Raw genomic sequence first — 13455 nt, forward strand, 5'->3', positions numbered from 1 at the left:
GGCCCCGGGCCCCGTCGTCCGTGCCCCGGTGGAGGTGGCGGGCCGTAGCCTGGGGCCGAGCTGCCGGAGTGAACACCGAGGGGGACGCGAGCGTGCTGACGGCGTTGGACGGGGTCTACGGGGACAGGGCGGACGCGGTCTCCGTCGCGGGGCGCAGCGCCTCGTACGAGGAACTGCTCGGCGCGGCGCGGGCGGTGGCCGCCGACGTGGCCGGGGCCAAGGCCTTCGCGATGACGGCGACGGCCTCCCTGGAGACCGTCGCGGCCGCCGTCGGCGGGCTGCTGGCCGGGGTGCCGTTCGTACCGCTGCCGCCCGACGCCGGGCCCGCCGAGCGGGAGCACATCCTGCGGGACTCCGGGGCGGAGGTGGTGGAGGTGGACTTCGCCCGGCGCTCCGACCGGACCGGACCGGGCGCCGCGCCCGGGGATCCGGCGCTGGTGCTGTACACCTCCGGGACCACGGGCGCGCCCAAGGGCGTGGTGCTGACCGGTGCGGCCCTCGCCGCCGACCTGGACGCGCTGGCCGGGGCCTGGCAGTGGAGCGCGGAGGACACCCTCGTGCACGGGCTGCCGCTGTTCCACGTACACGGGCTGGTCCTCGGCGTGCTCGGGGCGCTGCGCACCGGCAGCCGCCTCGTGCACACCGGGCGGCCGACGCCGGAGGCGTACGCGCGGGCGGGCGGGAGCCTGTACTTCGGGGTGCCGACCGTGTGGTCCCGCATCGCCGCGGAGCCGGAGGCCGCGGGCGCCCTGTCGGGGGCGCGGCTGCTGGTCTCGGGCAGCGCGGCGCTGCCGGCGCCGGTGTTCCGGGACCTGGAGCGGCTGACCGGGCTGCGGCCGGTGGAGCGGTACGGGATGACGGAGACGCTGATCACGGTCAGCGGGCGGGCGGGCGGCGAGGTACGGCCCGGTACGGTCGGCACCCCGCTGCCCGGGATCCGTACGCGCATCGCGGCCGAGCCGGGCGCCGAGATCGGGGAGCTGCAGCTGACCGGGCCGACGCTGTTCGCGGGGTACCTGGGGCGGCCGGAGGCCACGGCGGCCGCGTACACCGAGGACGGGTGGTTCCGTACGGGCGACATCGCGGCCGTGGACGAGGCGGACGGGGTGCACCGGATCGTGGGGCGGGCCTCGATCGACATGATCAAGACGGGCGGGTACCGGGTCGGCGCGGGGGAGATCGAGAACGCGCTGCTGGACCACCCCGCAGTGAGCGAGGCGGCGGTGGTGGGGGTCCCGGACGCGGACCTGGGGCAGCGGATCGTGGCGTTCGTGGTGGCGCAGGGGGTGACGGCGCAGGAGCTCACGGACTTCGTCGCCGCGTACCTGTCCGTGCACAAGAGGCCGCGGGAGGTGCGGTTCGTGGCGGCGGTGCCGCGCAATGCGATGGGCAAGCCGCAGAAGAAGCTGTTGCTGACGGGGGAGTACGGACCGCAGGCGGGCTGAGGGGCTGGTGGCGCTATGACGCGTCATGTGGCGCCACGTGGCGTCAGGTGGCGTCAGGTGGCGCCATGCGGTGCCATGCGGAGCCCTCGCGGGTGTGTTCTCGGGTGCCGCACCCTCGCGGTTGCGGGAATATCTCCGGTGTTTCCGCAGGTGGGAGGCGCTTCTTAAAGTCTGGCGCCATCGGTGGTGCCATCGGGGCTTGCAAGTGGCGCCATTGTGGTGCCATCATTGAGTCATGGACCTCACGCCCTATGTCGACAACCTTCGCCGCGAGCTCGCGGTGGCCGCCGAAGCCGGCGGGGAAGAAGCGCGCAACCTGGCCGATCGGCTCACGGCTCCGCTGGAGTCGGCGACCCGGCTGACCATGCTCAACGTGCTCTCCGCCGCGATGGACGAGATCACCCGCGAGCTCGCGCCCGGCTCGGTCGACCTGAGGCTGCGGGGGCTTGACCCGGATTTCGTGGTGACGCTGCCGCCCACCGAGGGCGGCGCCTCCGCCGGGCCGGCCGCGCCCTTCGAGCCGCTCCCGGCACCGGCACCGGCCGTGCCCGACGGCGACGAGGGCAGCACCGCCCGCGTCAACCTGCGCCTGCCGGCCCACCTCAAGGCGCGCGCCGAGGAGGCCGCGAACCGCGAGGGCCTGTCGGTCAACGCCTGGCTGGTGCGGGCCGTGTCCGCCGCGGTCGACGGCGGCGCCCGGCCGCGCCCGGCGGAGAAGACCAAGAGCGTCGGACAGAGCATCACCGGCTGGGTTCGCTAGCCCAGCCCAGCAGCCCACACGCAAAGCCACCACTTCACCCCACAGACCCAAGAGGACGGGACAGCCATGCCTTCTTTCGACACTCCCGAACCGATCTCGGCCACGGCGCGCGTGGAGGCCGGTTCCATCCAGTTCGTCGCCGGCGAGCGCACCGACACCGTCGTCGAGGTGCGCCCCCGCGACCCGAAGAAGGACCTGGACGTGCGGACGGCCGAGCAGACCGAGGTCGCCTGCTCGGGCGGCGTACTGACCGTCAGGACGCCCAAGTCCAACATGTTCGGCCGCACCGGCGTCGTCGACGTGACCGTCGAACTGCCCACGGGCTCGCGCATCGACACGACCGGCTCCTGGACCCAGGTGTTCGGCGAGGGCCGGCTCGGCGAGGTCCGCGTGAAGACCTCGTCCGGCGACGTCCGCCTCGACACCACCGGCCCGCTGCACCTGAAGGCCTCGCACGGGTCGATCACCGTCGACCGGGTCGAGGGATCGGCCGAGATCACCACCAGCTCCGGCAGCCTGCGCGTCGGCCTCGTCGACGGGCCGGCCGTCCTGAAGAACTCGCACGGCAGCACGACCGTCGGCGCCGCGATCGGAGAGCTGCGGGTGAACGGCGCCAACGGTGACATCGAGATCCGGCGGGCCGAGGACTCGGTCACCGCCACCACCGCCCACGGCACGCTGCGCGTCGGCGAAGTGGTCCGCGGAACGGTCCAGTTGGAGACCTCGTACGGGGCCATCGAGGTCGGCGTCCGCGAGGGCACCGCCGCCTGGCTCGACGTCAGCTCCACCTCCGGCCAGGTCCGCAACGGGCTCACCCCGTCCGAGAGCCCGGAGGGCGGCGAGGAGACCGTCCAGGTCCGCGCCCGCACCCGGCACGGCAACATCGACGTCCGCCGCGCCAAGGCCTGAGCACCGGACACCCTGCCCCTTCCGTCTTCCCACGCCTTCGAAATGGAGGGCCTCATGCCTTCTTCTGTCATGCCCACGCCAAGGTCGGCCGGCGGTCACGCGTCGCCCGCCGCCGTCACCACCACCGGTCTGCGCAAGTCGTACGGTGACAAGACCGTTCTCGACGGGGTCGACCTGCACATCCCGGCCGGGTCCGTGTTCGCACTGCTGGGGCCCAACGGAGCCGGCAAGACCACCGTCGTGAAGATCCTCTCGACGCTCATCTCAGCCGACGGCGGGCAGGCCCGGGTCGCGGGCCACGACGTCGCCACGGCACCGGACGGGGTGCGCGCCGCGATCGGCGTCACCGGGCAGTTCTCCGCCGTCGACGGGCTGATCACCGGCGAGGAGAACATGCTCCTCATGGCGGACCTGCACCACCTCTCCCGCAGCGAGGGGCGGCGCGTGGCGGCCGAACTGCTGCAGCGCTTCGACCTGGTGGAGGCGGCGAAGAAGCCGGCGTCCACCTACTCCGGCGGCATGAAGCGCCGCCTCGACATCGCCATGACCCTGGTGGGCGACCCGCGGATCATCTTCCTCGACGAGCCGACCACCGGCCTCGACCCCCGCAGCCGCCACAACATGTGGCAGATCATCCGCGAGCTGGTCACGGGCGGCGTCACCGTCTTCCTCACCACGCAGTACCTGGAGGAGGCGGACGAGCTCGCCGACCGCATCGCCGTGCTCAACGACGGCAGGATCGCGGCCGAGGGCACCGCGGAAGAGCTCAAGCGGCTGATCCCCGGCGGACACGTCCGGCTCCGCTTCTCCGACCCGGCCGCCTACCGCGGCGCCTCCCTCGCGCTGCGGGAGGTCACCCGGGACGACGAGGCGCTGTCGCTGCAGATCCCCAGCGACGGCAGCCAGCGCGAGCTGCGCTCCCTCCTCGACTGGCTCGACGCCGCGGGCATCGAGGCGGACGAGCTGACCGTGCACACCCCCGACCTCGACGACGTGTTCTTCGCCCTGACCGGTGGCGGCGACAAGGCCGGCCGGAGCAACCGGACCAACCCGGGCAACCAGACCAAGGAGACTTCCCGATGAGCTCGCTCGCCCTCGCCGTCCGCGACTCGTCCACGATGCTGCGCCGCAACCTCCTGCACGCGCGGCGCTATCCGTCCATGACGCTGAACCTGCTGCTGACGCCGATCATGCTGCTGCTGCTCTTCGTCTACATCTTCGGCGACGTGATGAGCGCCGGCATGGGCGGCGGCGCCGACCGCTCCGCGTACATCGCCTACCTGGTGCCGGGCCTCCTGCTGATGACCGTCGGCTCCACCACCATCGGCACCGCCGTGTCCGTCTCCAACGACATGACCGAGGGCATCATCGCCCGCTTCCGCACGATGGCGATCCACCGCGGCTCGGTGCTCGTCGGGCACGTCGTCGGCAGCGTGTTGCAGTCGGTCGTCAGCGTGGTCCTGGTGGGGGCCGTGGGCGTGGCCATCGGCTTCCGCTCCGTGGACGCCACGGCCCTGGAATGGCTCGCGGCCTTCGGGCTCCTGACGATGTTCGCCCTGGCGCTCACCTGGATCGCGGTCGGGATGGGCATGGTCAGCCCGAACGCCGAGGCGGCCAGCAACAACGCGATGCCGCTGATCTTCCTCCCGCTCATCTCCAGCGCGTTCGTCCCGGTGGACGCGATGCCCGGCTGGTTCCGGCCGATCGCCGAGTATCAGCCATTCACCCCGGCCATCGAGACCCTGCGCGGGCTCCTGCTCGGCACCGAGATCGGCGTCAACGGGTGGCTGGCGCTCGGCTGGTGCCTCGCCCTCACCCTGCTCGGCTACTTCTGGTCGAAGTCGGTCTTCGACCGCGACCCCAAGTAGCCGGGACGACGGCCCGGACCGTCTCCCGCAGAACGTCCCGCCCCAGGGCGGGACGTTCGCCGTTTCAGCCGCTGCTCGCTTCCCGCCGGAGCGGGGCTCCAGAACCGCTCAAGGATGCCCGGAGCGGGCGGGACGGGGGCAGCGACCGAAGGAAAGCGACTGAGCGGCTCTTCGGTCGCTCGCAGAGAAGGAGAGAAGATGCAGGTCAGGGACTTGTTTGAAGAGAACAGCGACTGAAGCGACTCAAGTTTCGGGTATATGGAGGCATTGGCGTGCGCGTGTGTGTGCGTGCGCGCGTGTCATATATGGGGGTCTTCAGTCGCTTCAGTCGCTGTTTTGCCTTGCACGGGTCTGTGACCTGGTGTTCTGTGAGCCACGCCACGAGCGACCGAAGGAGGGCCAGTCGCTTTCGGCCAGGTCGCACAGTCGCTGGGACCGCTCGTGGGCACGCACATCTGTTCTGGCTCATATGCCTCTCCTCTCCCAGTGGCTTCGCTAATCTGTTGTTGGGCGTTGAGTCGCTTCAGTCGCTTATGGGGGAAGTGAATGGCAGCTGACCTGCGGGTTTCGCGCAGCGACCGAAGGCAGTTCACGAGAGCTGCAGCGGTCGTGTCGCAGCCTCTGACGACTGCCACGTGGTGCGCGCGCCAGGGGTGGCCGGTTCACCCCCTTGCGCCGGGCCGCAAGACGCCCGTCGGCAACTGCGACGCGTGCCGCGTCCCGGGCCACGACCGGGGATCCTGCGCGTGCCTGCGGGCGGGCCGCTGGTGCCACGGGTTCCACGCAGCCACGCTCGACTGCGACCGGATCCGCCAGTGGTGGGGTGCGCGCCCCGATCTCGGGGTCGGCGTCGCCACCGGCCCGGCGGGCCTCGTCGTCATCGACATCGACGCGCACGGGGCGGAACTCCCTGGCCGTGAGCGGCTGTTGCCGGGGATTCCGATCCACGACACCGTCGACCTGACCGGGCTGGCCAACGGTTTCCACACCCTGGGCGTGCTGGCCGCCCTGCGCGGTGCCACGAGCCCGGCCGACGACGAGACGACCCTGCGCGTACGGACCCCGTCGGGGGGCCTGCACGTCTGGTACCGCAACGAGGGCGGCCGCCGGTGGCAGTGCTCCGCCGGGTCGGGCAGCGCCCGGGCACTGGCCTGGCAGGTCGACGTACGGGCGCACGGCGGGTACATCGTGGCTCCCGGGACCGTGACCCCCGCCGGGGTCTACCGACCGCTGGGAGCCGTACGCGGCCCCGCGCCGCTTCCGGCCTGGCTCGCGGGCGAACTGGAGCGCACCGGGCACCTGCCCGCCGAGCCCGCCGCCGGCCCCCGGCCCGTACCGCCCCGGGCCCGGCAGGCCGTCATCGCGGCCGGCGGGGGACGAGCGGACGCGCAGCGGGTGCTCGCGGGCGTGCTGGCCGAGGTGGCCGGCTGCGCGGAGATACCCGAAGGGGCCGCCTTCTCCGAGAAGTTGAACCGCGCCGCCTACACCGCCGGAGGACTCGTCGCGGCGGGACACGTCACCGAGGCCGAGGCCCTGCGGGCGCTGGAGGACGCGGCCGCAGCCTCCCGCCCCGGGCAGGAGCGCCGCTGCCGCGCCATCATCCGCGGCGGACTGAGTGCGGGCCTGGCGCGCCCGCTCGCCCTCAGAGGCCGCATGTGAGGCCGGACAACGACAGCATGCTGGCCGGATTCGACGTACAGGCCGTCGCGGCGCAGATCCTCGCGCAGCCCGTACCGGCGCCCCGCGCCCCCCGGGATTGCCCGGAGCCCGCCGCGATGACGGCCGGACGGGAGGCGGCCGACGGATTCCCGGGAGAGACGGCGACGGGGACGATGGAGGCATTGCCGGTGGCTGGATCGGCGGTGGAGGGCAGCGAGGCGACGGCCGAAGGGCTGCTGCCCGACACGCTCACCGACCGAGGCAACGCCAAACTGTTCGTCAAGCTCTACCGCAACGACTACCGGCACGTCCCGGGCATCGGCTGGTTCCGCTGGGACGGCACGCGCTGGCAGATCGACGAGGACGACACCGTCATGTGGTCCGCGGGCGACCTGGCCGAGTCCATCGCGACCACCGACCCGCGCGGCGTCCATCCCCCGGCCGCGCTCCAGCAGCACCGCCGCCGCGCGCTCAGCACCAGCGGGATGAACGCCATGCTCACCCAGGCGAAGTCCGCCCCCGGGATGGTGCTCAACGCGGCCCGCCTGGACGCCGATCCGTACGCGCTGTGCACCCCGGCCGGCGTCGTGGACCTGCGGACCGGCCACATCCGCCCCGCCGAGCCCACGAAGGACTTCCACTCCCGCTCCACGTCGGCGGCCCCGCGGCAGATGCCCACGCCCCGCTGGAACCGCTTCCTGACCGACACGTTCGGCGAGGGGCCGGAGGGCGCGGAGATGATCGACTTCCTCCAGCTGCTGCTCGGCTACTCCGTCACCGGGGACGTCGGCGCCCAGGTCATGCCGTTCCTGTTCGGATCCGGCAAGAACGGCAAGTCCGTCCTGCTGGACGTCCTGATGAAGCTGCTCGGGGACTACGCGGACGCCGCTCCCCCCGGGTTCCTGATGTCCCGCCCGTACGAGGGGCATCCGACCGACCTCGCCGAACTCCACGGCCGCCGCGTCATCGTGTGCAGCGAGGTCAAGCCGGGCGACCGCTTCGACGAGGCCCGGGTCAAACTGCTCACCGGAGGCGACCGCATCAAGGCGCGCCGGATGCGGCAGGACTTCTTCAGCTTCGAGCCGACGCACAAGATGTGGCTGCTGGGCAACCACCGTCCCGAGGTCGGCACCGGCGGGTTCGCGTTCTGGCGGCGCATGCGGCTGATCCCGTTCGAGCGGGTCGTCTCCGACGACCGCAAGGTCGACAACCTGGCGGACGTACTCGTCACCCAGGAGGGCCCGGGCATCCTCAACTGGCTGATCGACGGCGCCCGCCGCTACCTCGGCGGCGACCGCGACCTCACGGGACCGGAGCGGGTCCGCATCGCGACGACGGCGTACGCGGAGACCGAGGACCACACCGGGCGCTTCATCGGCGAGACCTGCCGGCTGGAGGCCGATCTGCGGGCGGAACAGGCACAGCTCTACGCGGCCTACAGGGGCTGGTGCCAGCATGAGGGCGCTCCGGCGATCTCGTCCCGGGCCTTCGCGGCGCGGGTGCGCGAATCGGTGGGACTGGCCTCGCCGAAGGAAATGATCCTGTCCAACCAGCGCAAGTACTACCCGGGCATCGGCCTGCTCGCGGACGAGGAGACAGTGTGAGCGCCCTCATCGCAGAAGACGAGATCGTCCAGGAGGTGGACCTCGTCTGGCTGGAGGACATCAGCCGGCTCGACTACGTCCGCCAGAGCCTGGACCGGCTGCCGACGCGGCGCGGACGGCCCGCCTACCACCGCGACGGGCGGATGGTCGGGTACGCGCTGCTGGGGCCGAAGGCGAAGCCCTCGCGCTCCTCCGGCACGTTCCGGCGGCGGGTGTTCTGGCTGCTGCCGCACGACCGGGACACCGCCCCGGAGGGGCTGTACGCGACAGGGGCGCCGGCGGAGGCCGTGGACGCCCGGACGCTGGCGCCGGGCAAGAAGGGGCGCAAGACGGAGCGTTCGGAGGGCGGGCCGATGTCCTCGGCGGTGCGCGGGCTCCTTCCCTAAGGGGTGTCGTCGAAGTCCCTTCCGGTCGTCCCTCACTGGCGGACGAGGCCACTTCGACGACACCCCCCGGCGGCCCGCCCGCGCGTTCTTTTCGACCTTGGGTTTTGCCGCCTAGAAAAGAAACGGGACACCCGGTATATTTCCGCGCCGGGGGGGCCGTCCAGGGGGGAGGGCGCCGCGGTGCAGGGGGAACGTCGTATGCGGGCGCAGGTGGCGGTGGTGGGCGGCGGGCCCGTGGGGATGCTCGTGGCGGCGGAGTTGGCCGCGTACGGGGTCGACACGGTGCTCCTCGAATCCAGGGCTCGCGTGTCCGACCGGCCCAAGGCGACCACCCTGCACGCCCGGGCCGTGCAGTGCCTGGCACGGCGCGGCCATGTGCCCGCTCCGGCCGCCCCGTACGCCGCTGCCCCGGGCGGCCGGGCCGGGAGCCCCTTCCACTTCGCCGGGATGCCCGGCCTGTTCATCACCGCTCCCGAGACCGAGCCGGCGCCGATCCTCAAGTGCCCCCAGGCGCGGCTGGAGAGGGAGTTCGAGGAGCGGGCCCGGGCCGCGGGCGCGCGGATCCTGCGCGAGCACCGGGTGACCGGGATGGTCCAGGAGGCCGACGGGGTACGGATCGGGGCCGAGGGGCCGCAGGGGCCGGTCGCGTACGAGGTGGGGTACGTGGTGGGGGCGGACGGTGCGCGCAGCACGGTCCGCGAGCTGGCGGGCATCGGCTCCGAGACCCATCCGGCCACCATCTCCGCGCTGATGGGGGCGGTCCGGCTCGCGGAGCCCGACGCGCTGCCCGCGGGCTGGCACCGGACCCCGCGCGGCTGGATCGTGGCCAAGGTCGATGCCGAGGGCAGGACGCACCTGCGGACGCTCAACTGCGCCGGGGCGCACGCCGACCGGCACCGGCCGCCCACCCTGGAGGAACTGCGCGCGGAGGTGTCCTGGATCGCCGGACGCGGGATCGCGATGGACGAGCCGGGCTGGCTCGGCCGGTTCAGCGATTTCTCCCGGCTGGCCCGGACCTTCCGCGAGGGGCGGGTTTTCCTGGTGGGGGACGCGGCGCACGTGCACTTCCCGATCGGCGGGCAGGGCCTGAGCACCGGGGTGCTCGACGCCCTCAACCTGGCCTGGAAGCTGGCCCTCGCGGTGCGCGGGGAGGCGGGCCCGGAGCTGCTCGGCACGTACGACTCCGAGCGCAGGCCGGTCGCCCGGCGGGTCATCGAGAACACCCGGGCCCAGCTCGCGCTGATGCGGCCGGGGCCCGAGCTCGACGCCCTGCGCGGGGTGTTCTCGGGGCTGCTGGCGCAGGAGGGCACCCAAGGGCACCTCGGCGGGCTGATCAGCGCACAGGACACGGTGCTCCCGGCGCTGCTCCCGGCGCGGTCCGGAAGGGCCTGTCCGGACGCGGGAACGTTCCTCCACAATGCGGTACTGACCACCTCGACCGGCGAGACGGACGTCATCCGGCTGCTCCAGGGCGGCCGGCCGCTGCTGCTGCTCCTCGGGGACGCGGGCGCCGTCCACCGCGAGGAGGCGCGGGGCTGGGAGGGGACCGTGCGCGTGGTGCACGCCCGGCCCACGCCCGACGTGCCCTACGAGGCCCTGCTGGTGCGCCCCGACGGGTACATCGCGTGGGCACCGGGAGGCGCGGGCCTGGGCGCCGCGCTGTCGGTGTACTTCGCCGGGGGCACCCGTACGCGGTGCGCGTGACGGAGCGGGGGCCGGTGATCTGCCGGCCCCGCCCGGCGGACGGCGGCGGCCGGTCCTCAGCCCGCGGTGGCGAGCGCCTGTTCGTCCGCCGCCTTGCGCGCCTCGGCGTACACCGCGGCCCCGCGGGTCTCCGCGAGGTCGAGCGAGGCGAGGACGGAGGGCATCACGACACTGGGCAGCAGGTGCCGCATCAGGGCGGAGACCCTGGCCACCAGGTCGCCGTAGTCGCAGATGGCCTGGGACATGGACTGGATGCCGGCGAACGAGCCCACGATGACGTCCGCGGTCTCGGGCACGCCGACATGCGGCAGCAGCTCGCCCTGGGCCTGCGCCTTCTCCAGCAGCGTGCAGCCGACCTCGGCCCAGCGCAGGAACGGGCCGCTGCGGTCGAGGCCCTGTGCCAACTGGTCCATCGACAGCCGTACGCCGGCGCGCACCATGGGGTCGGTCTGGAGGCGGTGGGCGTGCAGCATGACCACGTCCACGATCTCCTGCACCTTGGAGGCGCGCTCGGGGACCATGAGCTGCTGGTCCTGTTCGGCGAGCACCCCCTGGGCCAGGTCTTCCTTCGACTGGAAGTGGAAGTAGAGCGCTCCCTTGGTCACTCCGGCCGCGCCGAGGATCTGGGAGATCGTGGCGGCTTGGTAGCCGTGCTCCTCGAAGACCTTGGCCGCCGCGGAAAGAATCGCCTGCCGTGTACGGACGGCCCGGACTTGCTCAGCCACTGTGCCTCCTCCCCTTCCTCAGGGGTGTCGTTCCGTGTGGGCCACAAAAAAACCGCCCAGTTCGTATCTTACAGCGAGTAACGCGCATCGGCCGCAGGCGGCGGAAGAAGAAAGTCACCTCAGGGAGGAAAACCCATGATTCTCGTCACCGGTGCCACCGGGACGGTCGGTCGGGCACTGCTCGGCCGGCTCCCCACGGACCGGGCGGTCCGTGTTCTGGCCCGGGAGCCGGCCCGTGTCACGGACGCGCCCGCCGCGGCCGAGATCGTCCGCGCGGATTACGGTGATCCGCGCTCGCTCGCGCGCGCCCTCGACGGAGTGGGCTCCGCCTTCCTGGTGACCAGCCGCGTCGGGGACGACGACGAGCGCTTCGTCCGGGCCGCGCTGTCGGCCGGGGTGCGGCACGTGGTGAAGGTGTCGGCGGCGGCGGTCACGGACCCGCGGGCGGACGATGCGATCACCCGCTGGCAGCGGGCGACCGAGGAGGTGCTGCGCGGCTCCGGGATGGACTGGACCCTGCTGCGCCCGCGCGCGTTCATGTCCAACGCCCTGTCCTGGGCGCGGTCCGTCCGGTCGGACGGTGTGGTGCGCGCCCTGTACGGGGAGTCGGTCAACGCGTGTGTCGATCCGCGCGATGTCGCGGAGGTGGCCGCACGCGTCCTCACCGAGGAGGGGCACGCGGGGCGGGCGTACACGCTGACCGGGCCGCGTGCGATCAGCGCGGCCGAGCAGACGGCCCAGCTCGCCGAGCTGCTGGGCCGTCCGCTGCGTTTCGAGGAACTCGGTCCGCGGCAGGCGCGGACCGCGCTGGCCGCGCGCTATCCGCAGGAGGTCGCCGAGGCGATCCTGGCCGCCGCCGAGCGCCAGCGTGCGGGGGCGAAGGCCGGGGTGGACGCGACGGTCCCCGTGCTGCTGGGCCGTCCCGCGGGCACCTTCCGTGGGTGGGCCGGGGCACATCTGAGTGCCTTCTCCTCACCGTGAAGGTGCCCCGCGGTCACGCGTCTTCCCGTCCGCCGCCTTCCCGTCCGCCGTCGGTCAGAGGCCGTGTTCTCCCGCGGTCACGGTGGCCCTGAAGACCATGACGCCGTCCTGGTGGCCGGTCACCAGCACCGTCTCCTCGCCGTCGGAACCCCGCTCGGGGAGGCGGTGCGCCTCGATCATGCAGGGGGAGTCGAGTTCGGCGTACCGCTTGAACTCGGCGGCGATGCCGAGCGGGAGGTACGAGGACCGCCCCAGCACGGAGGCCGTCGCCTGCCGGGCCGCCTCCAGCAGCACCATGCCCGGTACGTGGTCCACCGCGTGCTCGAACAGTATGGGGTGGCGCGTGTCCACCCTCAGCTGCCAGCGGTCGGTCTCGCCCGTGGGAGAGAGGACCACGTCCATGGGCGACATGCGCCCGACGCTCTGCGGCGCGGCCGGGCTGATGAGCGGCAGCTGGTACCAGTCGCCGCCGAGGTTGTGGTCGCCGCGGACGCGCTTGTACACCCCCGGTGCCATGCAGGAGAACGAGCCGCCCCCCGTGGCGACGATGTTCCCCTCGCGCCGCAGCACCGCCTCGAAGCGCAGACCCGACAGGTTGCGGCCGCGCCGCTTGACCTCCGTGCAGACGACCTCGATGTCGAGTGCGGCGGGGGCCCAGCCCACCCGCAGGTGCTGCGGGCGCACGGCTATGTCGATGTCCCAGACGATGAACTGGTGGCCGAGGGGGATGCCGAACTCGGCGTGACCCAGCAGCATGCCGATCTGGCGGATCGTCTCGCAGCCGATCAGCGGATCGTGGTAGCCGTCCACGACCGGCGTGAAGAAGCTGTGCCCCCGGGGCCACTGCGCGGTCAGCTGGAAGTGCGTGTCGTCCACCCGCTGCCAGTCGGTCAGGAGGACCTCGGCAACGGAAGCCCGGTGCACTAATTCCTTGGGCACGGTGACGGTCAGCGACGGAAAGCGGAAACCGCTCGGCTGGGTCGGGACCGCTGAGAGGTCCCTCGTGTGCTCTTCGCCGACCGCTGAGCGATCGACTTGGAACGTGCTCGCAGACATTGCTCCCCCTGGGCTCCGCTGGCGAGAAGGACGTGTTGCCTCTGGCTGGGAAAGATACATACCAACCGGTTTAATTTCTAGCGGTATCTGACCATCCACTCGTGTGAATTGCGGATGATTTGATTCCGAATAGAAGGTATCCGCTGGTCAGAGCCATTCTTCTAGCCTCTGCCCCAGTCCGGCCACGCGTTACGGGGCTTTCTGTGGTGCCCGGTGCGTCGAGTGCGGTCTGAGTGTTTCTCGAGCCTGCTGACCAACTGTGTCCGAATGTCGCCGGTCCGGCGCGCACTTCGGTCAACTTCGTCTGATGTCCGGCCGTGTGGACTCTCCCACTTAGAAACCGCACAGACGGTTTGTT

At 72.2% G+C, this 13455-nt stretch carries 12 protein-coding genes; 10 read left to right on the forward strand and 2 right to left on the reverse strand.

Annotated elements, in window-relative coordinates; genetic code table 11:
• The first annotated feature begins 92 nt into the window (after positions 1-92).
• From ACFYXV_RS19080 to ACFYXV_RS19120, 9 genes are all read left to right on the forward strand, one after another.
• Positions 93-1445, forward strand: a complete 1353-nt coding sequence (locus ACFYXV_RS19080; RefSeq protein ID WP_389383666.1) for an AMP-binding protein — start codon at positions 93-95, stop codon at positions 1443-1445.
• 235 nt (positions 1446-1680) lie between these two features.
• Positions 1681-2205, forward strand: coding sequence for a toxin-antitoxin system HicB family antitoxin (locus ACFYXV_RS19085; protein ID WP_385476839.1), 525 nt, complete (start codon positions 1681-1683; stop codon positions 2203-2205).
• Between the two features lie 66 nt (positions 2206-2271).
• Positions 2272-3114, forward strand: coding sequence for a DUF4097 domain-containing protein (locus tag ACFYXV_RS19090; protein WP_383349895.1), 843 nt, complete (start codon positions 2272-2274; stop codon positions 3112-3114).
• Between the two features lie 54 nt (positions 3115-3168).
• Positions 3169-4197: an ATP-binding cassette domain-containing protein gene (locus ACFYXV_RS19095; RefSeq protein WP_385476843.1), complete on the forward strand. Its 1029-nt coding sequence runs from the start codon at positions 3169-3171 to the stop codon at positions 4195-4197.
• Entirely contained in the window at positions 4194-4982 is a 789-nt protein-coding gene (locus ACFYXV_RS19100; RefSeq protein WP_383349899.1) for an ABC transporter permease, read from the forward strand. The genes ACFYXV_RS19095 and ACFYXV_RS19100 overlap by 4 nt, the downstream gene beginning before the upstream one ends.
• A 546-nt stretch (positions 4983-5528) precedes the next feature.
• A complete protein-coding gene (locus ACFYXV_RS19105) occupies positions 5529-6641 on the forward strand; it encodes a bifunctional DNA primase/polymerase (protein WP_389383531.1) in 1113 nt (370 codons plus the stop codon).
• 17 nt (positions 6642-6658) lie between these two features.
• On the forward strand, positions 6659-8245 hold the full coding sequence (locus ACFYXV_RS19110; protein ID WP_385476851.1) for a phage/plasmid primase, P4 family: 1587 nt from the start codon (positions 6659-6661) through the stop codon (positions 8243-8245).
• Positions 8242-8631 (forward strand): DUF6009 family protein, encoded by a 390-nt coding sequence (locus tag ACFYXV_RS19115; protein WP_385476853.1) that lies wholly within the window; start codon positions 8242-8244, stop codon positions 8629-8631. Before ACFYXV_RS19110 ends, ACFYXV_RS19115 begins: the two co-directional genes overlap by 4 nt.
• A 198-nt stretch (positions 8632-8829) precedes the next feature.
• On the forward strand, positions 8830-10335 hold the full coding sequence (locus ACFYXV_RS19120) for an FAD-dependent monooxygenase (RefSeq protein WP_389383532.1): 1506 nt from the start codon (positions 8830-8832) through the stop codon (positions 10333-10335).
• A gap of 56 nt (positions 10336-10391) precedes the next feature.
• Here ACFYXV_RS19120 and ACFYXV_RS19125 read toward each other — a convergent pair whose 3' ends face one another.
• Positions 10392-11060, reverse strand: a complete 669-nt coding sequence (locus ACFYXV_RS19125; protein ID WP_385476858.1) for a ScbR family autoregulator-binding transcription factor — start codon at positions 11058-11060, stop codon at positions 10392-10394.
• Between the two features lie 135 nt (positions 11061-11195).
• Between ACFYXV_RS19125 and ACFYXV_RS19130 the strand changes: the two genes are divergently transcribed.
• Complete coding sequence (locus tag ACFYXV_RS19130) at positions 11196-12041, forward strand: NAD(P)H-binding protein (protein ID WP_385476861.1); 846 nt, start codon at positions 11196-11198, stop codon at positions 12039-12041.
• A 54-nt stretch (positions 12042-12095) separates the two neighbouring features.
• Here ACFYXV_RS19130 and ACFYXV_RS19135 read toward each other — a convergent pair whose 3' ends face one another.
• Positions 12096-12980 carry a ScbA/BarX family gamma-butyrolactone biosynthesis protein gene (locus ACFYXV_RS19135; protein ID WP_385476864.1) on the reverse strand — a complete coding sequence of 295 codons (885 nt, stop codon included), beginning with the start codon at positions 12978-12980 and terminating at the stop codon, positions 12096-12098.
• Positions 12981-13455: the final 475 nt, after the last annotated feature.

The sequence above is a fragment of the Streptomyces sp. NPDC002181 genome, assembly GCF_042890485.1.
Taxonomy (GTDB): Bacteria; Actinomycetota; Actinomycetes; order Streptomycetales; family Streptomycetaceae; genus Streptomyces.